Origin of the sequence: Microcoleus sp. SVA1B4 (assembly GCF_036700545.1) — a bacterium.
GTDB lineage: Bacteria > Cyanobacteriota > Cyanobacteriia > Cyanobacteriales > Microcoleaceae > Microcoleus.
In genome coordinates, this window is record NZ_JAUBPB010000024.1 from 31366 (window position 1) to 55469 (window position 24104).

General features: G+C 45.0%; 20 protein-coding genes. 10 read left to right on the top strand and 10 right to left on the bottom strand.

Translation table 11 applies throughout. From position 1 onward, the window contains the following. The first annotated feature begins 260 nt into the window (after positions 1-260). Positions 261-980, top strand: a complete 720-nt coding sequence (locus QT987_RS13530) for a response regulator transcription factor (protein ID WP_333057024.1) — start codon at positions 261-263, stop codon at positions 978-980. 645 nt (positions 981-1625) lie between these two features. Beyond that, complete coding sequence (locus QT987_RS13535; protein ID WP_333057023.1) at positions 1626-3278, top strand: alpha-amylase family glycosyl hydrolase; 1653 nt, start codon at positions 1626-1628, stop codon at positions 3276-3278. Positions 3279-3625: 347 nt separating this feature from the next. Here the strand turns inward: QT987_RS13535 and QT987_RS13540 are convergent, their stop codons facing one another. Together QT987_RS13540 and QT987_RS13545 are read right to left on the bottom strand one after the other, a co-directional pair. Then, positions 3626-6277, bottom strand: a complete 2652-nt coding sequence (locus QT987_RS13540; RefSeq protein WP_333240626.1) for an EAL domain-containing protein — start codon at positions 6275-6277, stop codon at positions 3626-3628. 402 nt (positions 6278-6679) lie between these two features. After that, positions 6680-7483, bottom strand: a complete 804-nt coding sequence (locus QT987_RS13545; protein ID WP_333240630.1) for a DUF2267 domain-containing protein — start codon at positions 7481-7483, stop codon at positions 6680-6682. A 544-nt stretch (positions 7484-8027) separates the two neighbouring features. Here QT987_RS13545 and QT987_RS13550 point away from each other — a divergent pair. Continuing rightward, positions 8028-8486 (top strand): response regulator, encoded by a 459-nt coding sequence (locus QT987_RS13550; RefSeq protein WP_333240635.1) that lies wholly within the window; start codon positions 8028-8030, stop codon positions 8484-8486. Here QT987_RS13550 and QT987_RS13555 read toward each other — a convergent pair. The 3 genes from QT987_RS13555 to QT987_RS13565 all read right to left on the bottom strand — a co-directional run bounded on the left by QT987_RS13555 (position 8455) and on the right by QT987_RS13565 (position 10069). Beyond that, a complete protein-coding gene (locus QT987_RS13555; protein ID WP_333232978.1) occupies positions 8455-8871 on the bottom strand; it encodes a DUF2294 domain-containing protein in 417 nt (138 codons plus the stop codon). The genes QT987_RS13550 and QT987_RS13555 overlap by 32 nt on opposite strands. A 112-nt stretch (positions 8872-8983) precedes the next feature. Beyond that, entirely contained in the window at positions 8984-9361 is a 378-nt protein-coding gene (locus QT987_RS13560; protein WP_333240642.1) for a BON domain-containing protein, read from the bottom strand. A 276-nt stretch (positions 9362-9637) separates the two neighbouring features. Continuing rightward, entirely contained in the window at positions 9638-10069 is a 432-nt protein-coding gene (locus QT987_RS13565) for an alpha amylase C-terminal domain-containing protein (protein ID WP_333240646.1), read from the bottom strand. A 1077-nt stretch (positions 10070-11146) separates the two neighbouring features. Between QT987_RS13565 and QT987_RS13570 the strand changes: the two genes are divergently transcribed. After that, complete coding sequence (locus tag QT987_RS13570; protein WP_333145102.1) at positions 11147-11395, top strand: hypothetical protein; 249 nt, start codon at positions 11147-11149, stop codon at positions 11393-11395. 281 nt (positions 11396-11676) lie between these two features. Here QT987_RS13570 and QT987_RS13575 read toward each other — a convergent pair whose 3' ends face one another. Together QT987_RS13575 and QT987_RS13580 are read right to left on the bottom strand one after the other, a co-directional pair. Next, positions 11677-12522 carry a cyanophycinase gene (locus QT987_RS13575; RefSeq protein ID WP_333240652.1) on the bottom strand — a complete coding sequence of 282 codons (846 nt, stop codon included), beginning with the start codon at positions 12520-12522 and terminating at the stop codon, positions 11677-11679. A gap of 344 nt (positions 12523-12866) precedes the next feature. Further along, positions 12867-13064 carry a hypothetical protein gene (locus QT987_RS13580; RefSeq protein ID WP_006632734.1) on the bottom strand — a complete coding sequence of 66 codons (198 nt, stop codon included), beginning with the start codon at positions 13062-13064 and terminating at the stop codon, positions 12867-12869. Between the two features lie 386 nt (positions 13065-13450). On the opposite strand from QT987_RS13580, the gene QT987_RS13585 reads away from it, so the two are divergent. The 5 genes from QT987_RS13585 (at position 13451) to coaBC (ending at position 20856) form a co-directional block, all read left to right on the top strand. Then, complete coding sequence (locus QT987_RS13585; RefSeq protein ID WP_333240657.1) at positions 13451-15361, top strand: ATP-binding protein; 1911 nt, start codon at positions 13451-13453, stop codon at positions 15359-15361. Between the two features lie 478 nt (positions 15362-15839). Continuing rightward, positions 15840-17927, top strand: a complete 2088-nt coding sequence (locus tag QT987_RS13590) for a CHASE domain-containing protein (RefSeq protein WP_333240662.1) — start codon at positions 15840-15842, stop codon at positions 17925-17927. Positions 17928-18519: 592 nt separating this feature from the next. Beyond that, positions 18520-19143 (top strand): alpha/beta hydrolase, encoded by a 624-nt coding sequence (locus QT987_RS13595; RefSeq protein WP_333240665.1) that lies wholly within the window; start codon positions 18520-18522, stop codon positions 19141-19143. 45 nt (positions 19144-19188) lie between these two features. After that, a complete protein-coding gene (gene isiD / locus QT987_RS13600; protein WP_006632739.1) occupies positions 19189-19401 on the top strand; it encodes a protein IsiD in 213 nt (70 codons plus the stop codon). 255 nt (positions 19402-19656) lie between these two features. Then, positions 19657-20856 carry a bifunctional phosphopantothenoylcysteine decarboxylase/phosphopantothenate--cysteine ligase CoaBC gene (gene coaBC, locus QT987_RS13605; RefSeq protein ID WP_333240668.1) on the top strand — a complete coding sequence of 400 codons (1200 nt, stop codon included), beginning with the start codon at positions 19657-19659 and terminating at the stop codon, positions 20854-20856. Between the two features lie 16 nt (positions 20857-20872). On the opposite strand, the gene QT987_RS13610 is transcribed toward coaBC, so the two are convergent. Further along, positions 20873-21268, bottom strand: a complete 396-nt coding sequence (locus QT987_RS13610; RefSeq protein ID WP_333240674.1) for a transcriptional regulator — start codon at positions 21266-21268, stop codon at positions 20873-20875. Beyond that, positions 21265-21585: a type II toxin-antitoxin system RelE/ParE family toxin gene (locus QT987_RS13615; protein WP_333240678.1), complete on the bottom strand. Its 321-nt coding sequence runs from the start codon at positions 21583-21585 to the stop codon at positions 21265-21267. The genes QT987_RS13610 and QT987_RS13615 overlap by 4 nt, the downstream gene beginning before the upstream one ends. A 151-nt stretch (positions 21586-21736) precedes the next feature. Here QT987_RS13615 and QT987_RS13620 point away from each other — a divergent pair, with 151 nt between their 5' ends. Next, positions 21737-22210: a hypothetical protein gene (locus tag QT987_RS13620; RefSeq protein WP_333240684.1), complete on the top strand. Its 474-nt coding sequence runs from the start codon at positions 21737-21739 to the stop codon at positions 22208-22210. A gap of 101 nt (positions 22211-22311) precedes the next feature. Here QT987_RS13620 and QT987_RS13625 read toward each other — a convergent pair whose 3' ends face one another. After that, positions 22312-23994, bottom strand: a complete 1683-nt coding sequence (locus QT987_RS13625) for a DUF262 domain-containing HNH endonuclease family protein (protein WP_333240689.1) — start codon at positions 23992-23994, stop codon at positions 22312-22314. Between the last annotated feature and the right edge of the window lie 110 nt (positions 23995-24104).

A 24104-nucleotide genomic window follows, 5' to 3' on the forward strand; every position in this document is an offset into this window, starting at 1 on the left:
CCTCTATCAACGGGCGGACAATCAGATAATTCAGTTAAAATGTTGAAACATTGAGAGCTTACCTGTCCCGATGAAGGCTCGTGCAGGCATCGCCGCAAAATAACTTAAAAATTAACTTGCATTCTTGGCGACTCCATGAGTATGCTTAAAAATGATGTGCGACCTGTAAAACCCTAAATCAGGACACATTCTCAAATTTACTCAGTTTAGCTGAGTCAGTTGACGATATTTTAAAACTTTAGCGGACTATTGGAAGAAAGATGAGTAAAATTCGCGTTGCTTTGGTAGAAGACCATGACCTGACAAGAGTTGGCATCCGCACAGCTTTACAACAGCGGGACACGATAGAAGTTGTCGGCGATGCAGCTAACGCTACAGAGGGATTGAAACTGCTTCAGTCTTCAAAACCTGACGTGGCAATTGTAGACATTGGGTTGCCGGATTTTGATGGTATTGAACTTACACAAAAGTTCAAGAAATCGGTAGCGGAGTCCGATCCTGATACAAAAATTTTGATTCTGACTTTTCAGGACAATGAAGAAGAAGTTCTGGCAGCTTTTGCCGCCGGAGCTGACTCTTACTGCATGAAAGATATTAGCTTCGATCAGTTATTAGATGTAGTAAAAGTAACTCACGAAGGTAACTCTTGGATCGATCCGGCGATCGCCCGTATCGTCCTCAAACAAGCTCGCACTCAGGAACCAGCGCCGGAAGAACCGAAGGCTGAGGGCAAAAGAGTCACCATTAAGGCTGCCGAACCAGAGTTTAGTCACATCATTGAGACTTACCCTTTAACCGAGCGGGAATTAGAGGTTTTGGAACTGATCGTACAGGGTTACAGCAATGCTGCAATCGCCGAAAAGCTTTATATTACCGTCGGTACAGTCAAGACTCACGTCCGCAATATTTTGAACAAGTTGTGCGCTGATGACCGCACTCAGGCAGCCGTTCTCGCCCTGCGTTCTGGCTTGGTTGGATGAAGCCCGATCGTCAGGCAAAATCAAGTTAAAAGTAGGGTGCGCTGGGCGCACCTTACGGCCAATCGATTTGAGATTTTAGATTTTAGATTAAAGAATTGAAGCATTGACTTGCGCGAGATAAATTCGGGGGTTCCTTTATCGGATACACGTTTTTTATTTCTGGGTCCTGAGTCTGCTTTTGGAATGAATCACGGGGCGGGTATCCTGGAGGCTTTCGGTCACTGATTAAGGGTGTGCAGTGCACACCGAATGACTAATTGTTATCAAAAAATTAGGGCAGGCAGTGTGTACCAGCCGAGCAATTGTTTCTTGTTAAAAAAAAGATCGAGTTTAAATCCGCATCTATCCCAGTACAGATATTTTTTTCAAAATTTTAAAAAGTAAATATACCTTAAGATAGATGCTAAAAAACTATGATATTACTAATACTTATTGTTGAGCGATCGCCAGTGAGATAAATTTCGATCGCACTGCCAATACTGCGCGATTTCACTTCATAAAAGGCAGAGACAGAGACTAGATTACGATACTTTTAGGAAGAGTTAAGCCTTAAATAAATTATATCCGTAGAGTGATGCTGAGTTCGCTTAAATTTGTAAAATTAAAAGTATCAACTGCTACTGAAAAATTTTAGAAAGAGGTATTATGGCTGCCCCAATTGAATTCAAGTTATTTGCTCCCTACAACAAAGGAGCTGCCGTGATTGGCTCTTTTTCTAATTGGGAAGATATTCCGATGGAAAAGGACGAAGAAGGTTTTTTTCGCACGCGAGTTGAGTTGGAGGATGGCGTTTATCAATACAAATTCCGCGTTCAGTCGAAAAGCTGGTTTCTGGAACCCGATCAGTGGGTAGATGTGGTCGATCCCTACGCGACTGATATCGACGATCCTACTCAAAACGGCATTGTTCGGATCAAAGATGGCTCGCGCATTGTCGATACCTACGTCTGGAAACACGATGACAAACCGCTACCAGCCGATCGGGAATTAGTGATTTACGAAATGCACGTTGCCGACTTTTCCGGTGGCGAAGACGATCCCCTAGCCCGCGGCAAGTACAAGCACGTCGTCGAAAAACTCGATTACCTAGTCGAACTCGGCGTCAACGCGATCGAACTCATGCCCCTCAAAGAATACCCAGGCGACTACAGTTGGGGCTACAACCCTCGCTACTTCTTCGCTACCGAGTCCAGCTACGGAACCACAGAAGAACTCAAAAACCTGATAGACGAGTGTCACGGGCGGGGGATTCGCGTCATCATCGACGGTATTTACAACCACTCGGAATCATCGAGCCCCCTCACTCAAATCGATCACGATTATTGGTATCACCACGAACCCCGCGATCCAGATAACAATTGGGGCCCGGAATTTAACTACGAATTTTACGACGAAAATTTAGGAACTTTCCCGGCGCGCAGATTTGCTGGCGATACAGTCCGCTATTGGGTTCAAGAATATCATCTCGACGGCATTCGTTTCGACGCGGCGCGACAAATAGCTAACTACGATTTCATGCACTGGGTAGTTCAAGAAGCCAAAAATGTCGCCGGCCCCAAACCGTTTTATACCGTTGCCGAATACATTCCCGACGATCCCAGCATCACTAATCTAGAGGGGCCGATGGACGGCTGCTGGCACGACAGTTTCTATCACTCGATAATTCCACAACTGTGCGGGGACAATTTTGATTTAGAACGCCTCAAAGAGGTAATCGACTGCAAGCGGCAAGGTTACTTGGGTGCTACGAATGTAGTCAATTATTTGAGTAATCACGATCACGATCGCATTTTTGCCGAATTTGGCGATCGGGGAATTTTGGATGAAGCCGCCTTCAAGCGGGCAAAGTTGGGAACCGTGCTGTTAATGACAGCAGTTGGCGTGCCGCTGATTTGGATGGGCGAAGAATTTGGCGAATACAAAGGCAAAACTATTGAGCAATCTAAAATTGACTGGACGCTGCTAGGAAATGACCTGAATAAAGGTTTGTGGGAATACTACAAAGGCTTGATTCACCTGCGTAAAAATAACCAAGCACTTTACACAGAAAACATCGAGTTTTTCCACGAAGATCCCGACTCGAAAGTTTTTGCTTACACTCGCTGGAACGATGAAGGTTCGAGAGTTGTAGTAGTGGCGAATATGTCGGAAAATTATCTAGCAGGTTACAGCGTTCCCCACTTTCCGGCAAACGGAACTTGGCACGAATGGACTGGGAATTATGATGTTGAATCTGGCGATGACAATATTATGATTGACTTGCCGGAATACGAAGCAAAAGTGTTTGTTTGGCAGTAAGGCAACGGAGGACAAAGGCTTTCGCCGTTTCCCTAGCCCAAAATAATCATTATGTAGGAAAGGGCACTGCCTTTCGTCGTGTCAACTTAATCTATCAGTCCGCCAGTCCTCCCACCCGGCAGTCCGCCAGGGACTGAAGTCCCTGTCTAATAGCTGAAGTCCTCGCTATGAGGACTAATGAGTTTTTCAGTCCTCTTCAGAGGACTTCGGCTTTGAGGCAGGGGTTTCAACCCCTGCCGGACTGCCGGAGTGCGGGTTTAACGCTAAGTTGACACCTATGGGCATGGCGCCGTGTCCTACTCCCCGCGCCGGAAACGGCGAAAGCGTTTGTCCCTATCAGATATCGCTCAAAAGAGAAGCTTTTGTTTGTTCCCCGATTGATTTTCTAAGCACAATTGGGTGATGGCCGCCGCCGGTATTGGTTTGCTAAAGAAGTAACCCTGACCCATATCGCACTTATGCGATCGCAAAAACGCCAACTGTTCTGCTGTTTCCACTCCCTCAGCAATCACCTGTAAATTCAGGCCCTGTCCCAAGGCGATCGCCAGTTTCACAATAGTAGCACCGCTGCTGCCAGTCACCAAATCGGCCACGAAAGATTTGTCTATTTTTAAATTATTGAGGGGAAAGTTTTTCAGAGACCACAGCGAAGAATAACCGGTGCCAAAATCGTCCAGAGAAATGTTAATTCCCATGTCCTGCAACTGCTGCAATACCGACACCGTAAAGCTCACATCTGTCATGGCAATGCTCTCGGTAATTTCTATTTCTAAATATTCGGGATTTAACTTGGTTTCTGATAAAATTTCAGCGATGGTTTGTACCGTGTGAGGTTGCAGAAACTGGCGGGCTGATAAATTCACTGCTATCCGCATCGGCGGCAATCCCAGTAACTGCCACGCTCGATTTTGCAAGCAAGCAGTCCGCATCACCCATTCGTCAATTTGGCAGATTAATCCTGTTTCCTCAGCTAAGGGAATAAATCGATCGGGAGGAATCAAACCGCGTTCGGGATGCTGCCAGCGAATCAGAGCTTCCATGCCCACTATTTTGCCAGTATTTAAGTTTATTTGCGGTTGATAGTGCAGGACAAATTCTGAATTTTTTAGAGCTTTGTAAAGATGATTTTCTAAGTTAAGATCCTCGGAGACTTTACTGCCGATCGCCTGCGTGTAAAACTGATAATTATTGCGACCTTTCTGTTTAGCTTTGTACATCGCAGCATCAGCATTTTTCAGCAAAGTTTCTGCATCTTCTCCGTCGTAAGGAGCCAAAGCAATTCCCAAGCTAGCCTTAATATAAAGTTCCAAACCCTCAAAATCAAAAGGAGTGCTTAAACTCTGGATAATTAGCTGGCAAATCTTAGTTGCTTCCTCTGGGGTGTTGATATTGTACAGCAGCACAGTAAATTCATCTCCGCCCCAACGAGCCATCGAATCCCCCACGCGCAAACAGTTAGTCAAACGCCGAGATACACTTTGCAGCAACAAATCGCCCACTGGATGACCGAGAGTATCGTTAACATTTTTAAATCTATCTAAATCTAGAAAGATTACCGCCAGCATTTCTCCATTTTGGTGAGCGCTAGCTAAAGCCAAAGACAGCCTTTCATTAAACAGTAATCTATTAGGTAAACCCGTTAATGGGTCGTGAGAAGCTTGATGTCGGATCATCGCCTCGACGCGCCTCTGCATTACAGCCATGTACAGGTGAGTTCCTAAAGATTGTGCTAGCTTCTGTTCTTCGCTAGTCCACTTTTGAGCTTCGCCTGTTTTGATTTCTTTCCAAGCTGCAAAGGATTGTCGGGGACGATCGTTCCGGGCGTCCGAACTGCAACGGCCCGCCCACAAAATTTCGGTTTGTATAGGGCTGCGAAAAACGGTGAGACAGCCGATGCACTGTTGGCGATATTGCAGCGGTACTGCCAAAAATGATCGAATGGAAGCTGCGACTAAATTGGCAGATACAGATTTGAGTTGAGGTTCTTTAGAAATATCGGAAATCGCGTACAAGTGCGGTACGAGAAAACTGGAAATATTGCTGTCAATTGAGCTGTAATGCTGGGAATATAGATTTTCAAAAATACCTAATTGGCTTGTATGATTAGCTGTTTGTGCTGGATCGTCTTGATTTGCCCTCCCCATAATCTGCTGCCAAAATGGGCTGAGTTCAAGGTCGATGTTTGTAGGCTGCTGGCCACAGGTATAAAGCAAAGCGGGTCGATCGCCAAACTCGGCTGCAATGTAGAGTCGCCCTCCTGAACCACGCAAATGCTTGACAGTTTGTTCGAGAACTGCTTTCCGAATTTCGTTGAGTTCCAGAGGAGAATGCAGCAAACTGGTAATTTGGTTGATAACGGCTTCGTCACGCGCTTGCTGTCTAGCTTGACTCAGCAGAAAAGATTGGGCGATCGCAATTGAAAGTTGATCCACAAGCAACTGCACCATTTTCAATTCTCGATCGCTAAACCGTTTCGGTTGGCTATGGTGAGACACCAACAGCCCCCAAAGGTGATTTTGATGCAAAATCGGCACTGTCAGAGAAGAACGTGCCCCCATAGCCTTCAGATATTCAGCGTGACAGGGGTCTACAGGACGATAGCTAATATCTTCAACTGCTAAAGTTTGGCCGGTGTCGGGACAATCTAACCTATTAATTGTTTGATGCTTCAATTCCACATCTACAATCACTCGCTGCCGCGCTTTGAGAAACATTTCCCGAGCACTATGGGGAATGTCGCCTGGTGGAAAGCGCAAACCCAGCATCGATGGCAACTTGTCGCCGTTGATGGACTCAGCAATTACCTCACCGCTACCGTCTGCCTCAAAGCGATAAACTTTTACTCGATCGCTCTCTAAAAAGCTGCGGATTTCTCGCGCAGTTGTCGTCAAAATCTCTTGCAGTTCTAAAGAGTTGCGGATGCGATTGGTAATTCGATTGAGTAAAATCTCTTGTTCTAAAGTCGATCGTGACATTTGTGTAACTTTGGTGCGAGTCATGCCTTTTGATCTCCCGGGCTGTTGACAGCATTTTTGCGAGCCACAGTCTTAACTTGCCCTGTATTATACAATACAATACTTTCGCGCCGTCTAGGGGCTTGACCCTACCCCAGAGCGCGAAACTCGGTTTCTGGGGATATTTCTGGTTTTTAGACAAATTCGGGTGATAAACCGGGTTTTTCACAGCACTTACAAGGCAAGGCAAGAGCGATCGGACAATTAGTGAGGACGAAAGTTCGATCGAGTTGAATCAGGACTCAAGTCCTCACTACAAAGCAATTGCAGAGCTACCAGACAAAAGGTATATAGAAACCGGGTTGATCAACCAGTATTCTGCCCTGGGGAGGGAGAATACTGGTTGATCAACCCGGCTAGTAAGTATTTATACCTTAAAAGGTCTCATTAAGCCGACTCCCAAATTCCCCGAATTCTGTCCGGCAAAAAGCCAGCTATTTCCTGAATTCGCTCCTGGGACAGCTCATCCTTTGTTGCCGAAAATACAGCCGCGATCGCAGTTTCCGGTTTTACTCCCGAAGGAAGTGCGCCTTCTAGTTCCACCCTCCGTGCAAACAAATTGCCATCGATCCCCGCAGGTGCAGGCGGGCCGGTCAAAGGCTGACGTATCCGGCTAAGCAATCCCACCAGCGGATTGGTATCTTTCCAGAGGTCTGCTATTTCTTGTTGCAGGGTTTTGTCATCCGTAGGCAAAACTTCTTTGTGCAATTCAGATTCCACGTGCTCGATGGCGTCTTTTGTCATCACATCGCGCATGACCCGGTACACTACTTCGGTAATGTCGCGGGCATCAAAAATATCCTCCAAGTGACCTTTTACCATCACTTTTTCCAAAAACGGCATATCCTTTGAAGCGATAGGAACAGCCGATCCTTCCTGGTGGAGCGACTTCGGAGGATTCGTCTCCATTTTGTGTAACAGTTTGCGACCTTTTTCTGTTAACTCAGCTTGTTGAAATGCCACTAAAGGCGGCAATAATTCAGCTCCTCCATAAGGCTCGCCACTAAACTGAGCTTTGATAAATTCCCTTTGGTTGAGGTAGTCTAAATGACCGAGCAATTCCGCTTCCGCCACCGTGTGACCCACATATTCTTCCGCTGCGTTCCTAATTTCTGACTCTCCCCTGCCGTTGCCACTGCCAATCTTTTTGAGCAAAATGTAAGTCAGGTCGTCTCTGATTGGAATTGTCATTAAAACCTCCTAGGTTAATATCCGGTAAAGCTCAGGTAAAAAATGATTTTTTTTACTGGCTTAAATTGTGATTATTACTACTTAAAAACATTGAAGTCTAAAGTAGAGTAATCAAGTATCTCTCAGCAGGTGTAAGTTATTCAAATAAAGTAACGGTTAGAATATTCCTTTAGGTAGATCCAGGTAGGGAAACCCATGTTTAATGTGGTTAATATCCTAAGAAGCTGTCGCCACTCTTCAATGCTATTAAGCGAGAATGCTTTATTGGTAAGAGTTTTCGTATTTATTGCGTATTTTTACCATGGCTGACGCACCAAGAGAGCCTCAGTTGGTAATTGGCGCTGGGAGAGGTAGAATTAAGCAGATGCTATGGAATGAATCAACTGCGGTCGTTTTGCCCGCAGCTTGTAGCGATATTGTATCGGGTTAGACCAAAAACTGGTCATGGGAGAGCTACAAATACGAGCCAATCTGTGTCAAGTGCCGCAGCGCCACTTGAAGAATGCCTCGGTAACAAATTTTTTGATCGTTTCGATCGGCATTTATGAACTACCCTCATTGGAACAATAAATTGGAATCCTCGTCTTTCACTAGCGCTCAACCCCCGGTTGAGAAGCGTCCTTTAGTGTTGGCTGTAGACGACAATCAGGACAACTTAGAACTGCTGACACAAATACTGGATTTATTCGGCTGCGAGTGCGTGGGAGCCGTTGACGGGTACGCAGCTCTTTCTGCAGCAGTCGATCGACAACCCGACCTAATCGTACTCGACATTTGCCTGCCGGATATAGACGGTATGGAAGTAGTAAAGCGCGTCCAAGAAAACCCCGCTATCAGACATATTCCGATTGTTGCTATCACAGCACTAGCAAAACCAGAAGACCGCGCTCGAATTCTCCAAGCAGGCTGCGTGGAATACCTTTCCAAACCTTTTAACATCAAAGATTTAGAAACAGTTATCCGCCAGCACCTCAACTCTCCAATGCTTTTGGTTGAGTTTTAGATTTATAGTTAGAATCACGAACTTGAGGTGCAGAGTCCAAAATTGCGATCGTTCCAGTGCGGCCTGTCTCCAAGGTCGCATCGCGGAGCAAATCAGTAACTCCCACGCCCAAAACCTTTTGGATTAATTCTTTCAGTGGCAATTCCAGAACTGATTCTAATTGTGTCCGCACCTGCAAAGCCAAATCTTCCTGACCGTTCTGAGCCAGCAGTTTTTCGGGTTGAGTAAGCCCATTTTCCACAACTATTATCAATTTGTTATCCAAAAGATTGCACAGCGCCTGACTCGTTGGGTGTCCGAGTTGAGAGCGGTACAAAGCTTGAATTCCCTGCGAAAGAGTCCGTTCTAATTTACCGCGAGTAGGTTCTAAGGTTTCCCCTGTCATATTTTTTATTGAAACCATGATAGATAAAAAATACTGTTAGCAGCAGTTAACAGTTACAGTAAACTTAACTACTGCTAACAGTCAACTGCTAACTGTTAGAAATAAAGTCGCTTTAGCCGACAGTAACTTGATTAGTTTCCACCCCAGTTGCACCCTTAACGCCTTTAGCAATTGTCACCAATTTGTTGACAATTTCCTGACTGGGAACTGTACCTTTGAGAACCACAGTAGTGCCAAGTTGAGCCACATAAACAGTCTCAATATCCGCAACATCGGGATTTGCATCGAAAGCCTGAGCTACCCGTTTAGCTAAACCGCTTTGATCGTATTCTCCGTTCAAGCCCATGCGTTCCGGCGGGATTGTCTGAGCGCTCGCAGCAGGTTGAGCTTGAGCTTGAGATTGAGCTACAGGTGCTTGATAAGCAGGAGCGTCAACAGTTTCTTGATTTTCTTTTTTTTCTAAACCAAACAATCTTTTTAGCCAGCCCATAAAGTTTGTCCTCCGACAAATTTGTGTTAATTGACGTGTTAATTGACGTATTAATTCGCGATTGGCACGTCACCCTGTAATTGTTATTCTCAATACCAGGAATTACGATCGCACTCTTGGATGCAGAAACCGAGTTTTTTTACAAAAAAGTATCGTTACAGCCATCCACCTAGGTAGAAAAACCCAGTTTGTTGAGTTGGGTGCGCCCATCCTAAATATAATTTACAGTTGTACAACTTCGCATATCATCTGCCTGCAGACATAATTCTCCGGCTCTCAAACAAATACTTGCGCTGACCATTCCGGCAAATCAAACTTAAACCCTTCTTCCCCAACTTCTACTATTTTGTTAGACATCCACTCGTGCCAAGTTCCCGCCGGAAACTTAGGAATGCAGTAATCAGATAGATAAGTATCCGAAAAATTAGCGACAACTACTGCTCGCGTTCCCTCATCGCTCCAACGATAGTAAGCCAGCACTTTGGCTTCGGGATTTTCGTGGATAAATTCAATGTTTTCGGTATACAGTGCCGGAACTTTTTCCCGCAGCCGAATCACGTGTTTGTAGTATTCCAACAACTCATGATTGGGCTGATTTTTCAACAAATACCATTGCAGTTTATGGGGCTGGTTGGGAGTTTGCCGAGAGGATTGTCCAAACTCTTCGCCCATCCACAGCATCGGTATTCCTACTGCTGTGACTAACAAAACCGGGCGTTGCTGATTTATGGTATGAAAGGCTAAATATCCAAGTCATAGAAACCAGTATCTACAAAGCTTCGGGATTTTCAACTTATTTTTTTTCCTACCCTGATTAAGCAACGCCCTGAATTTTAATGCGGAAATAACGTTTGTCATCTTTTTATCTTTTTCTAAGGGAATTTCTGCCCATTGGGAAAAGGAGCCGAGCAGTGTAGCTGCTTTGTTGTTGGAAGCAAAGAGTTTGAATTCAATTGCAGCGGCCATGAATAGCTTGTTTGGAGAACTTAAGCTGTTCGACATTTAAAGGACGATTGTAGGGTGCGGAGCGTACATAAGCGTTTCCCTTGTAACTGTAAGTGTTCGCGAATGACGCACCTTACCTGGTTCGTTAGTCGTTTAAATGCTCCACAGCTTATAAGTGTGATTAGTATTGATTTTTACAATTTGGCAGATTGGTCGCCATCGTTGTTAAGAGTTAACCCTGTAACTCTTATGTTGTAACCTGTACAGTGGGCAGCCGGAGGATTTAGTAGTAGACACTACGCACCAGCACGCGGAGGCCAGATTTAAATCAAAAATGTAGTTAAAGTAACTAAAAATTATTAAGCGCTGTTTATGAAAAGTAATTTAACTTTTGATAACTAGATAAATCGTGGTGAACATTTAAAATTTGTAACTAAAGAAACATTTTTTGCCCTACAGGAATAATACCGTAGAAAGATGTAATTTTATGCGGAAACAGCGAGGATGAGCGTGTAATTGTAAGGCAAGGGAAACCCGAACCATGAATCCTTTATTCAACTGGGTTTTCCCGCGACTTTAAGCCAAGTTTGAGCCGAGAATAGCAATGATTATTTTTGCTTATGTCTTGGTATCACTTGTTTTATAGTTTTTAACTGGCAAACTTTGTAGAACCTTTCATCAGCTTTAACGACTGCTGCTACCTCAGTAATTGGTAATTGATGAAAATCTCATTCGTCCCTATTACCCGTTAGATATTCCGAGCAGTGGCTCTAAGGCTCTAAAAGTTTAATGTGGGATGTTGGCGAATTACCGTTACTGTAAAACTCTGGAGTGTTAAAAATGCTAAAACAAATGTGTTGGTTGCCCAGATTGGGACGCAATGGAGAAAAGATATTGCACTTACGCACCGATGCCCGTCAAGGGTGGCGGCCTTATACAGCTTTTCCGCAGTTCGCTGTATCCGACTACCGGGAACCGGGCGGTTCTAAGGGATGGGCAACATATCAGAAGCTGAGAACTCAAGGGTGGAATTTAATATCGACCGCAGAAGGGCAGCAGTCGATTTTTGGCGAACAGAAAAGTGCTTAAAAAACCCGAAACCGCAGCAATAAAAGAAGAGGTAAAATCCTCTTCTTTTTATTATTTTTGGGGTGCTGCTGAATTCAAGTATGATTTTGCCTGATGAAGTAATTCTAAGTCAGCGGTGGGGCCACCACGGAGGGATTGCCCCTACAAATTTCATACCCCAATTAAGCAACGCCATTTTTGGATACAGAAACTGGGTTTTTAACCATCCTACTTGGTAGAAGGGGTAAGGTGTGCAGTGCTCACCTTACATAATTTTGAGATGTTTGCCAGTTGCAAGTAAATTAGGCGATCGCCCTTTCTCTCTCTCCTGTAATTGCTACGTTATGGAGCACCGGCTGGTGAGTTTTCAAGTTAAACCGGTATCCGTGGGGGAGGATGTGCAACTTGGCCCCGCAAATCGCCAAAGCCTCATCCTTCAACAGTCCCTCCAGATTGTCGTGGAGTTGTTCAGACGAGTCGATGACAGTTACAGAGTTTTCGCCAATGACTTCCAACTCGTCACCGTGGACTAAAATAGCTGTATTTTCGTCAATACCAAATCCCAACACGGCAGGTTGCAGCAAGAGTGCGGAAACTAAGCGTCCCAGACGACCTCGCTGGGCGAAATGTTGGTCGATGACAACTCCTGGAAGGAAACCCATTCCCGGCCCCATTGCTACCACATCAACGCGGGGATTTGTCTCCGAGTCTCCTTCAATAATCATCACGTCTGGCATCATCGCCGCGCCGGCACTGGTGCCACCAATGATAATACCTTCAGAGAAGCGTTTGTGCATAGCTGCGTCGAGTATGGTGTCTTTCAAGCAGCTAATAATCCGCGCTTGCTCTCCGCCGGTAAAGAATATGCCGGTGGCTTGTTCGATCGCTTCTAAATAATCTGGATTGTTGGCATCTTCCGGTTTCTGGGTGTCAACAACTCGCACATCTTCAGCGCCAAGTCGCTCAAACACTCGGATGTAATTATCTCCTACTTCTCCCGGCAGGCTAGTGGCAGCAGTCATGATCACAATGTGGGCTTTAGTGCCTCCGGCGCACCGCAAGAATTCCCGCAGAATTTTGCAGTCCCCCTCTTTGTCTTCCGCGCCACCGATAATTAGCAACTTCCCCTGAACTTCGTTGCTCGCCATATTATCTCTACTTTTAATTTATTTAATTTCACTAAAACACAAACTTATTTTTTCCGAAAACTGCCAAAAGGTATATATAGATACAAAAAAAGCTCAGACTTTTACCACTTTAGAACGCACACAGCAAGGGTGATATGGAAGTTTACTCATCTTCGACGATCGACAAAACAAACTTACCCCCCCTAACAGGAGATAGGAGGGGTCAAGAAATGAGCTTAAACTACAGGGCCCACGCGCGCGCGGTGATCGATCCGGTTTCTGATCCGATGCTTCGCTAATCCTCCTCTGATTGCTCGTAGAAATCCGGTTGATGAGCGTAAGTCCTTAATTAGTCCGATCGCTCGTTAGTGGGATCGCTCGATCAAATTGCTCAATATGGTACTCGCCCGTTCTAAAGGCAGGTGTCTGGGTTTGCCGTTCCAGACAATCTGATATTCGTTGCTGTTTTGACCATCGCCGTAGCCAGAAATTAGCTTCCGGTGAAATGCTTCCTCAGCTAAGTGGTGAACTTTGTCCCTGAGAGCAGTTTGTGCGATTTTCATAATTTGCTGCCTCTTAAATTTTCTTTCACTGTCATAAACAATTATAAGTACACAGTGTACCTCTCAAAAGTTATAGCTTTTTTTGAGAGGGGGGAAAGAAGTAGTCATTAGTCATAAGTGCTTAGTCATAAGTGCTTAGTTATCAATGCTTAGTTATCAATGCTTAGTCATCTATACTTAGTCAGATGTTAAAGGAAGAAGGAATACTTTCCTACTCTCACCCACTCCCCCTCTCCCCATCTCTCCCACTCCCCCTCTCTGGCAATACTGAAGGCAGAATTGGTCGGAGTATTTGTCTGACTGCTGGAATATCTATGCCCCCAGGTAGTATCCCCTGCACCAACTATAAAGTTACCGTAAAAAATTAGCTCAAAGGAGGTTAGAAAATGCTGCAAGAAAAAAGCACAGAAACAGCGCGCGTCAATGCTCGAAAAACCGATATTTTCGATGTGTTCAACTTCAAACACTATATCGGGCCCAACCCTTATTTAGACACCGCGGCTTTAGTTTTTGATTTAGCGGTAACGGGCGCGAGCGAACCTTTGCCGATCGCACATTACCAGAAAATTATTGGCGATCGCTACCCGCAACTGCTGCACGAAACTTTCTCGAACCATGCCCAACTGTTCGGTCGTACCGCCTCAGAAGTAGCAAAACTCGACATGGGTTTGCACTTCCAACACTGGAACATCAGGCCATTTTCTTACTTTAACAGAATCAGCATAGAAGCACTTCACGCCCGCACCGCCAGAGCCGTAGTTTACGCAGTTTGGGATTGGTTTGAAGCCATTAATCAAAATCAAGACTTTCCCTTAGAAGCACAAATGGGCGCGCTGCAAAATATGTTCCGGCAGTCAGTTTACGGAGGGCCGACAGTTTATTCGTTAATGCGATCGGCATCCCAAAAAGGCATTCCCGCATTTTATTTGTGGGATGAAGGACTAATGCAATATGGGTACGGTAAAAAACTGGTTCGTGGCTCTGCAACTACTTTTGATTCTGACAGCCATTTAGACTCAGATTTTACCACGCGCAAAGACGATTGTAAAGCTTTTCTCGCTACATTAGGATTTCCTGTTCCCCAAGGCGATATCGTCTCCACAGAAAACGGAGCTCTGGCAGTTGCTAGAGAAATTGGCTACCCAGTTGCTATCAAACCAGTAGTCGGTCATAAAGGAATTGGCGTCACAGCAGATGTCCGAGATGGTGAGGAATTGCAGGCAGCTTTTAAAAGAGCAGTTAAGGCAATTCCCGAAACAGATCCGGTGCGAGTAATTGTGGAAAACAGCATCAAAGGATCGGATTTTAGGCTGCTGTGCGTTGACGGCAAATTTGTTTCGGCAACTGAACGCCGGCCCGCTTCGGTAACAGGTGATGGCGACTCAACAATTCGCGAATTGATCCGCCGTGAAAACCGCAAACCAGAACGTTTGGATACGCCTACTTCGGCGATGAGCAAAATTCAGTCCGACGAAGCGATGGAAATGTATCTGGAAGAACAAGGGCTGTCATTAGATAGTGTACTAAGTCGCGATCGCACTGTGTCTCTACGCAAAGTCGCTAATCTTTCCGCAGGCGGCGTCAGCATCGATGCTACCCGCAATATTCACCCGGATAACATTGTTTTGGCTCAAGATATCGCCCTACATTTTCGGTTAACTTGTTTGGGAATTGATGTGGTAACAGAAACTCTCGCCAAATCTTGGAAAACCGGGAATTTTGGGATTATCGAGATCAATGCCGCGCCGGGAATTTTTATGCACCTTAACCCTGCTGTCGGCGAAGGAGTCGATGTACCTTCGCATATTATCGAAACTTTCTTTGAATCGGGAAAATCAGCCCGCATCCCGATTATTACTTTCAACACAATTTCGGTACACGACTTACAAGAAACCATCGACCATATTCTGTTGCAGCATCCCGATTGGACAATCGGTGCTGTTTGTCGCGGTGGACTTTTTGTTAACCGTTCTGAAAAAGTTTTGAATAAGAATTACCATCTGAACTTGCAAAGTTTGCTGCGGAATCCCAAGCTCGATTTGTTAATTGCTGAATATCCCGAAGATATTTTGGAAGCTGAGGGAATGTTTTATCGGGGCAGCAATATGGTGGTGCTGGACAATCCGGGGGAAACTGAGATGATGTTGGTCAGAGAAAGCACTGATGACGATACTGTTGTGATGAGGGAAGGAAATAGTATTTCTATTCGCCGCCAAGGATTGATCGAACAGTATACTCTGGGGGATGATGAACCGTTTACACGGGTTTATTTGAAGGAAATAGGGACTGTTTTGTAAGCGGTTCCACCTTTAAGTTGGCTTTGTGGGGCGGGTATTGAGTACCCGCCCCACCAGATCAAGGCTTTTTCTTGTTCCCGGGTTCTTCCGGGGCAGGAACTTGGGAGCGCCGAGATGGGAACTGACTTCGTTACACTTAGTTACAATTGGTTTTAATTCCTCAGTAAGCTGTTCTCCATTTAAATTGTGTGTCAAAAATCACTCAAATTATTGTGGGATGGGCACGCGAGCCCGTCCCGAATATGCAATTTAAACGCGCAACAGCTTAGTGGATGCACTATTCGGAAGAAACCGGGTTTCTTCCCAACTTTCTCGTTACCAAAGTAATAATTTCGTAGAAATTGGGTTTCTCAAGGTAAGTTCTATTTCTGCGATCGTAAGTTTTTAGACAATCTTGTTTGTCGGCTGTCGATCGTGCTATCAAGGACTTTTACAAGTCTTTAAAAAATAGCACTCCGGTGGCAGAAGGTGTGGAAATATGAATTTTGCGAGCAATTGGTTTAATTCGCTGACCGAAAGTTTACAGTCGCACCGTCGCTACATTCCAGCAGCGCTGACTCTTTGCACAGGTACGAGTTTGTCCTTGGCAGCCGCAGCCGTTGTGTGGCATTCGGAAAACCAACGAATGCAAGCTGAATTTCATCAGCAAGCCGATCGCCTGAATGTGACTTTGCAGCAAAGCATTAACAAAAATTTAGAAGTTCTGTACTCACTGGAAGCATTCTACAGGGCGTCTACTGAAGTTAGCCGACAAGATTTTAAGCAATTCGCTCAACCTGCACTTGCCCGAAATACTGCTATACATTCTGTTAACTGGATTCGGCGCGTGCCTGCTGCCCAAAAAGCAGCTTACGAAAAGACAATTCGAGCCGAAGGTTTTCCGGCTTTTCAAATTTACGAACGAACTCCTGACAAAAAGCAGGTCAAAGCAAAAGTGCGATCGGAATACTTTCCTATTATTTACAGAGAAGCATTAGAAGAAGATAACAAAGTGATCGGTTTTGATGTTGCCTCCAGCCCCGATCGCAAAACAGCTTTAGAGAAGTCGGCGAATACCGGCAACATAGCTGCTTCCGGGCGGATTAGATTAGTCAGCAACAATCAACCAGGATTGCAAGTATTTCTACCAGTACCCCGCCCCACAAATTCTCCAGATAATTCGGTCAACGGCCGCCAAAACCTCATGGGAGTGATTGCGGGTCTGTTTCAGATCACGAGTATGGTCGATTCCTCTTTAGAATCGCTAAATTTAGACAAGATTAATTTTTACCTCTATGACAACTCTGCTATAGAGAAAGAACGCTTTCTGGTGCGCTACGACTCACAAGCTAAGCAGTTGATAGATAACCCAAAACACGAAAAGCCAGAGTTAGCTAATCTGCGGGGAAAAATCTGTAAAAATCCTAGTGCTTGCACTCGCCTATTTAACGTAGCAGACCGCCAGTGGAGGCTGCTAGTTTTGCCTGGAAAGGGGTACAACAGTCTGAGGACGCATCAGGGTTCGCTGGCCATTGGGGCGATCGGGCTATTGATGACTGGCAGCTTGACGATTTACCTGTTGATGTCTCTAGAACGTACTGCAAAAGTAGAACAGCAAGTGTACGATCGTACAATTCAACTAAAACAGCGCACCGCTGAACTAGAAACAGCACTAAAAAATTTGCAGGAAGCTCAATTTAAACTAATCCAAACTGAAAAAATGTCCAGCCTGGGGCAGTTGGTGGCTGGAGTTGCCCACGAAATTAACAATCCTGTCAACTTCATCTCTGGCAACCTAATCCATACAGGCGCATATACTAGAGACTTGCTGGAACTTGTGGAAATATACCAGCAGCAATATCCCAACCCAACGCCCGAAGTGCAAGCGAAACTAAAAGATATTGATTTGGAGTTTATCAGTGAAGACTTGCCTAAAATCCTAAAATCTATGAATATGGGAGCTGAACGGATCAGCCAGATCGTGCTTTCTCTGCGTAATTTTTCGCGCTTGGATGAAGCTGAAAAGAAGTCGGTTAACATTCACCAAGGCATTGACAGCACCTTGATGATTTTGGATAGTCGGCTGAAACCCCAACCTGGTTTTCCGGGCATTAAACTTATCAAAGAATACGGAAATTTGCCATTGGTGGAGTGCTGGGCGGGACAATTGAATCAGGTATTTATGAATATTTTGAGCAATGCTATTGATGTTTTATCTGATCCAGAAAATCAAAAAAAGCTCGAAAACAACGCCTCGAATTCTGCCTTTTTACCTACTATTCGGATTCGCACTGAACTTTTAAGTTCTAATTGTGTATGCGTGCGAATTGCTGACAATGGAACGGGCATGACGGAGAATGTCAAAAAACGTTTGTTTGATCCGTTTTTTACTACCAAGCCTGTAGGCCAAGGTACTGGCTTGGGATTGTCTATCTGCTATCAAATAGTGGACAAACATCAAGGTTCGCTCAGGTGCGTGTCGGCTCCGGGGGAAGGAACTGAATTCTGGATTGAGGTGCCGGTGCGACAACAGTCTAAGCAATCTATTTCTAAGGTTTTACCTGCAGTAGGTGTCAATCGATTTTAGATTTTAGATTTTAGATTTTAGATTGACTTGCGCGAGATAGATTCGGGGGGGCAAGTTTCATCGGATACAGGTTTTTTATTTCTTCATTAATTAATCTGGGGGCTTGTATCCTGGATGCTTTCGGTCAATTGGAATTAGCGGAACAAATCTCGCTTCTAGCGGAGTCTTGCTGGGAGCATCTCAATGAAAGCAGCCCAGCTATAAATTGGAGACAGGAGGCAGGAGATAGGAGGCAGGAGGGGGCAGGGGGCAGGGGGCAGGGGGCAGGAGGGGGCAGGGGGCAGAAGGCAGGAGGCAGGAGGAAAGAGGCAGAAGGAAGGAGCCAGAAGAAGTGTTTTTACAAATATGAGATGCTCCCTAATTCCTGTTTATAAAACGTAAAATCTCCGCATTTTACTTGGGAAAGTTTCGGATTTAGCACTCTACTTTCAACGGTTAACTGTCAACTGTTAATTGTCAACTGTCAACTGTTATAGTTATTAGCAAACCTGTGCTAAGTTCAGTGGAATATTGCCGAAAAAAATATCTGGGGTTTTACCCGTCGTAACAATTTATAATTGTAGCCAGGCCAGATTACCAATTATTAACTACGATGTCTTTACAATCTATTAGCATACCGCCCACAACGGATCGCAAACCTGTCGCTTTGATGGTCGCTTTACATGGATGGGGTGCTAATGCTCGGGATTTGACTTCCTTAGCACCCTTTTTCAATTTGCCGGATTATCAGTTTGTGTTTCCCTATGCCCCCTTTCCCCATCCCCAGGTAACGAGTGGCAAAGCGTGGTATAACCTTCAAACCAAAGACGCTCAGGGATTGGTAGAAAGCCGGCAATTGCTGAGGGAATTTTTGCTGTCTTTGGAAAGCACCACGGGCGTGCCTTTGTCTCGCACGATTTTAGGCGGTTTTTCTCAAGGCGGAGCGATGACTCTAGATGTGGGATTGACTTTGCCCCTAGCTGGTTTAATTTGTCTGAGCGGTTATTTACACCAGATTTCGCCAGTTGCGGGGAGTGTTTTGCCACCTGTTTTAATCGTACACGGTACTCAAGATACTATTGTGCCTGTTAGTGCTGCTGTGCGATCGCGCGAGAGTTTGACGGCTTGGGGAGCTCCGGTGCAGTATCGAGAATTTAACATGGGACACGAGATTCTGCCGGAAGTTATAGAGGTAATGCGAAGTTTTGTTGTAGAAACTGTGTCGAAATCTGATTAAAGGTTTAGTATATAGTATGGCGGAAGTCTCGGGCAGGGGAAAAAAATGAAAACTTTAACCAAAGCATCGCGCGATATAGCTGTACTTACTTCTCAGGACGTGGCAGAATTGGCTGTCCGTTTGGAAGTTGACGATTATACAGATCCTTTTGAGGGATTGAATGATTGGCATTTGTTGCGATCGCTTGCCTTTCAGCGGCCGGAGCTAGTTGAACCTTATCTCCACCTTCTGGATATGGAAGCCTACGACGAAGCATAGACTGAAAAATCTAGCTCAAAATTTTCGACGGAATTGAGGAAGAAGTTAGCAGCATATTTTGTTGCAGATTAAACAGATGAATGAGGGATTTTAGTCTGTTTTTATCTTAATTTCTTTCTTGATTCTTTTTTATGGAAAAATGACACCAGTTTCAAAAAAGAATGTGAATGTAGGCCAGCTCTCAACCCTGGTATTCATCAGTCATTCCCAATTTAAAATCTAAAATCTAAAATCTAAAATCTAAAATGGTATGACATGAAAGGCAGACGAATTTTAATCGGCGTTAGTGGCGGGATTGCGACTTATAAAGTTTGCGAAGTAGTTTCAACTTTAGCGAAAGCTGGAGCGGAAGTTAAAGCTATTCTTACTGATGCGGCAGGGGAGTTTGTAACGCCTTTGACTTTTGCTACTCTGTGCCGCCATCCTGCTTTTACTGACAAAGATTTTTGGCAACCAAGTCACGGGCGCCCCCTGCATATTCAACTGGGAGAATGGGCGGAAGTTTTTGTGATTGCTCCCCTGACGGCTAATACTTTGGCTAAGTTGGCGGGGGGTTTTGCTGATAATTTGCTGACTAATACTGTCTTAGCTTCTACTTGCCCAATTTTGCTGGCACCGGCGATGAATACGGATATGTGGGAACAGCCGGCGGTGCAGCGGAATTGGCGGGAAGTGTTGAGTTATCGGCGCTATCATGCTGCGAATCCGGGGGCGGGTATGCTGGCGTGCGATCGCGCGGGTGTCGGCCGCATGGCAGAACCTGGTGAGATTTTGCCTCATATTGAGTCGCTGTTGTATGCGAAGGGCGATCGAGATTTAGCGGGCCTTCGGGTGTTGATCAGTGCGGGAGGAACGCGGGAACACCTCGATCCGGTGCGGTTTATCGGCAATCCTTCCAGCGGCAAAATGGGTATAGCTTTGGCGCAAGCTGCACAACACCGGGGCGCGACAGTGACGCTGGTACACAGTATAACTGGCGAATTGCCGCTCTCAGGTGTGCGGGCGATCGCAGTGACGAGTGCAGAAGAAATGCGACAGGCGATGCTGGAATGCTTTCACGATGCAGATTTGACAGTGATGGCGGCGGCGGTAGCGGATGTGAAGCCGGCTGAGTACAGTAGTGAGAAATTGCCGAAGCGATCGCTCCCGAATTGTTTGCCTTTGGCACCGGTAGCGGATATTGTGGCAGAGTTGGGAAAATTGAAACAGCCGCACCAAAAATTAATCGGGTTTGCAGCACAAACTGGGGATATTGTCAAGCCGGCTTTGGAGAAATTGCGGGCGAAGAAACTGGATGTAATTGCCGCAAACCCGATCGATCGAATAGGTGCAGGTTTTGGCAGCAATACCAATCAAGCAATATTAATTAATGCCGCCGGCAAGCAAGTAGAAATAGCACCTTGCAGCAAGCTAGAAATGGCTCATCGGTTGTTTGATTTTGTGATGAAAGGGTGAGGGGGCGATTTACTCATTAACTGGGATTAATCACTACTGGTTCGGGCGATAATTCTGATTCCCCCAAATCCGTTGATTCCGAGTCAGCCGACAACTCAGTATCTGCGACAGTAATTTCTAGTTTAAATCCTAATGCTTCGAGCAATTCTACCAAACTATAGATTTCCGAACCTGCACTTTCAGTCAGCATATTGTCGAGTTTTTCCCATTGAAGTTTAGCTGACTCTGATAAATTGTTGAACTTTAGCCGAGAATCTACAACATCTTTGAGTACCATTTGGAGCAATTTAGGTTCATCGCTGGCTTCTGTCAATGTCACCTCGATATAACCTGCTGCTTCTTCGGCATTTCTCAGAGATTCGATCAGAAATTCTTGGTAACTCCTACTCGTTGGTGCTTTCACGTCTTTCATAGTCTCTCCAATATTGAATAGCTTTGCCAATATCTCGCTCTTTCCTTTCTCTTATCTCCACCTATTAGCAGAAGTACAATTGTCAGCCCGACTTGTCCAAAGTAAAGCCGATATCTAGGGCCAAAGTCAATTTTGAGTTCAAAAACTCCTTCTCCGACGGACTTACAATCTCCTAGATTACCAGTCATGACTCGCTTAAGCCTTAACTGAATCCTATTTTTGCCTGTGGTATCCCGGAGCGAGTTATACCAATCTTCAAAAGGATTTGTCCCATCTGCTCTCAGGTAGTTGCGAATTTCCCTGGGTCGTACTTCCATGATTTTATCCTACTTGATTAACAATTTCTATCGTAAGGGCGATCGACAGTGCATTCAACAAGCAAATCATACTTAAGACAGAGGTATTCGATCGACAAAATAGTAAACCTTGTTTGAGGGAACAAACTTTAAATCAAACAGGGCATTGTGAATGAATTTTAAATCGATCGCAAAAACCAATCTACTATTCGGCAGCCTAATAATTAGCCTCGGATTGCAAGCACTTCCAGCCACAGCACAAGCAGTCACCGACGCGCAAGTTTCCGCCCTTGTAGAAGCGCTGCGACAAGCCGCCCCGCCACAAGCCGCAAATGACGGAATGTACAGTCAGTGGCAAGTTTTACCCAATAATATTTCCCGCTGGGCAAAATTCTGTACCAAACAAGATTTAACACCGCAACAATTTGAGGCTGACGCGACAAAAGCCAAATCAATTGTTACCTGTATCGTGGGCGATTTGCTGCGCGACGAATACAAAGCTAGCAGCAACAATGAAACAGCCGCTGTACGCCGCGCCGCTTGCTGGTGGATGACTGGGGAATCCGCAGCTTGTAAAAGTGGCGCCACTGCTACTTATGCCGATAAAGTTGTCAGCGTTTACCAGCAGCAGCGGGCTAAAAAGTAAAGTTTGTGCTGGCGGAATTTATATTTTTTTACCGCAGATGGACGCAGATGGTTTTGTGCTGATGGACAGATAATAGGAAGTTGATATCAAATTCAATTATCCTATAAGCGCCAAAGATTCTTGAGAACATTAATCAGCTCTTTCTGCCGTCGAGCGATTACTTCTGGCGTCCATTCCTGTTCCCGCAGCACTTGGGTAGTAAGCACACAGGGTGAAACGCCCGTTTTAGTAGTGAAATACTTCTGCTTTTTCACATCAAAATCATAATTTTTTGCCTGAGTGTTTTTCGCACCAGATAGTAAAACTAAGTTGCCAAGACGATGTACATATTGATCGCGATCTTCCTGACTAGGAAACCACTTCATCCACTCACTATTAGCCCCTGGATTTTGGGGAAGTACGTGCTCGACAGTAATTTTGGAGAAGTTGTAAGATGCTTCACCTTCTGACAGAGCAGCATCTAAGCGCAGCAAAACATAAAGACGAATTTTTTGGATTAGGTAAAGGTCACTATCGAGGACTCTAAGGATATTGTTTGACTCTTCAGGAGTAAACTGGAGCGGTGAATTGGAATTGAATAAATCTTCCTCTTGTTCAATAGCAGTAAGCAATCTGCTGTAACGTTCAATCCGTTTATTAATATTGGCGCGGACAATCATTAAACCTGCCGCAAGGCGGTCTAAATCTGTAAAAAAACGCACCAAATTATCGGAGTTATTACGGTTACGCGATAGGTAGAAAATGGCAGGCGGTATCCAGTCAACATTCTCAATTTTGTTTAACCATTTAAATAGTTGATTAATTTCCTCGGCACGCCGCTCGCTTTCATAGGTTGAGTTGTGAATTTCCGAAAAAGCCTTAGCATAAGGAGCTAAAATTTCATCAATGAATTGCTGAGACCCTGCCGCAGGATTGATGTTTTCCTGAAACTCTTTAAGGATACTCTTGCTAAGTTTTTTCTTTTCTTTAATCATCCGAATATGAGAAAACAAGTCTTTGAATAACTCGCGTCCCAGCTCCTCCTCGGTATCTTCCCACTTTTTAGTATATTTTTCTTGTTGGCTTTCGGGTATTTTTCCGATAATGTCCGCTTTCAAGATATCAGTTATCGAGAGATCCAATCCCCTGTTGTTCAACACAGAAAATATCCGATAAGCAGAGTCAAAGTCAGGCGTAGAAACCACTACCAAGAAGCACTGGGTAATGATGAACTGGGCAAGACGTATACGGTGGGATTCAGCGATAGTCTGCAAACGTTGCAAGAATAAATGTGCATTTTCTTTAATAAGCTTCTGAGTATCCATCAGCTCAGCATTGTTTAATTTTTGGAGCTTGTTAATACCACCTTCATTTTGAATATATTCCTTGAAAAATTCTGCATCTCGCTCGCGCAAAGTCAGACGGTAACGATTATCTATACCCGCGATTAAGCTGCCTCTTTGGTATAGATAAGTGGTCAAGTCATTGGCGTGTTGTGTTGGCAATGATTCCCTGAGAGCAGCTAGTAGTATGGTGAGAGTTGTTAGACGTTGCTGACCATCTACAATTTCAGCGGCTGGCTGCTCCGATTTGATCAAAACAATGCTGCCTAGAAAGTAGGGGTTGAGTTCATCAATCGTCTCGTTACCATCTCCCAAGAATGTTAACAGGTCTTCGAGCAGTTCCCCAGCTTGCTCATTTGTCCAAGCATAGGGACGCTGGTAGAGGGGAATGGTAAACATAAAGTCATCGCTAAAGATTTTCCTAATGGGGTGTTCCTCACCCTTGATGCTGACACGGTTCATGCTTGGTTCCTGTGTTAGGTGTGGTTGGTAATTGCTTCCCGAAAGTCAATTTTCCTTGCTGCTAGAATACCATGCTCAAGCTTGGAAAGGCGAACTCTCAACTTAGCTTG

Excerpts from the sequence above, each read along its gene's own strand:
- coaBC (WP_333240668.1), top strand. The coding sequence starts at position 19,657 with ATGAAAGGCAGACGAATTTTAATCGGCGTTAGTGGCGGGATTGCGACT.
- QT987_RS13570 (WP_333145102.1), top strand. The coding sequence starts at position 11,147 with ATGCTAAAACAAATGTGTTGGTTGCCCAGATTGGGACGCAATGGAGAA.
- QT987_RS13540 (WP_333240626.1), bottom strand. The coding sequence starts at position 6,277 with ATGACTCGCACCAAAGTTACACAAATGTCACGATCGACTTTAGAACAA.
- QT987_RS13530 (WP_333057024.1), top strand. The coding sequence starts at position 261 with ATGAGTAAAATTCGCGTTGCTTTGGTAGAAGACCATGACCTGACAAGA.
- QT987_RS13610 (WP_333240674.1), bottom strand. The coding sequence starts at position 21,268 with ATGAAAGACGTGAAAGCACCAACGAGTAGGAGTTACCAAGAATTTCTG.
- QT987_RS13595 (WP_333240665.1), top strand. The coding sequence starts at position 18,520 with ATGTCTTTACAATCTATTAGCATACCGCCCACAACGGATCGCAAACCT.
- QT987_RS13625 (WP_333240689.1), bottom strand. The coding sequence starts at position 23,994 with ATGAACCGTGTCAGCATCAAGGGTGAGGAACACCCCATTAGGAAAATC.
- QT987_RS13580 (WP_006632734.1), bottom strand. The coding sequence starts at position 13,064 with ATGAAAATCGCACAAACTGCTCTCAGGGACAAAGTTCACCACTTAGCT.
- QT987_RS13545 (WP_333240630.1), bottom strand. The coding sequence starts at position 7,483 with ATGACAATTCCAATCAGAGACGACCTGACTTACATTTTGCTCAAAAAG.
- QT987_RS13590 (WP_333240662.1), top strand. The coding sequence starts at position 15,840 with ATGAATTTTGCGAGCAATTGGTTTAATTCGCTGACCGAAAGTTTACAG.
- QT987_RS13550 (WP_333240635.1), top strand. The coding sequence starts at position 8,028 with ATGAACTACCCTCATTGGAACAATAAATTGGAATCCTCGTCTTTCACT.
- QT987_RS13535 (WP_333057023.1), top strand. The coding sequence starts at position 1,626 with ATGGCTGCCCCAATTGAATTCAAGTTATTTGCTCCCTACAACAAAGGA.
- QT987_RS13620 (WP_333240684.1), top strand. The coding sequence starts at position 21,737 with ATGAATTTTAAATCGATCGCAAAAACCAATCTACTATTCGGCAGCCTA.
- QT987_RS13560 (WP_333240642.1), bottom strand. The coding sequence starts at position 9,361 with ATGGGCTGGCTAAAAAGATTGTTTGGTTTAGAAAAAAAAGAAAATCAA.
- QT987_RS13615 (WP_333240678.1), bottom strand. The coding sequence starts at position 21,585 with ATGGAAGTACGACCCAGGGAAATTCGCAACTACCTGAGAGCAGATGGG.
- QT987_RS13585 (WP_333240657.1), top strand. The coding sequence starts at position 13,451 with ATGCTGCAAGAAAAAAGCACAGAAACAGCGCGCGTCAATGCTCGAAAA.
- QT987_RS13575 (WP_333240652.1), bottom strand. The coding sequence starts at position 12,522 with ATGGCGAGCAACGAAGTTCAGGGGAAGTTGCTAATTATCGGTGGCGCG.
- isiD (WP_006632739.1), top strand. The coding sequence starts at position 19,189 with ATGAAAACTTTAACCAAAGCATCGCGCGATATAGCTGTACTTACTTCT.
- QT987_RS13555 (WP_333232978.1), bottom strand. The coding sequence starts at position 8,871 with ATGACAGGGGAAACCTTAGAACCTACTCGCGGTAAATTAGAACGGACT.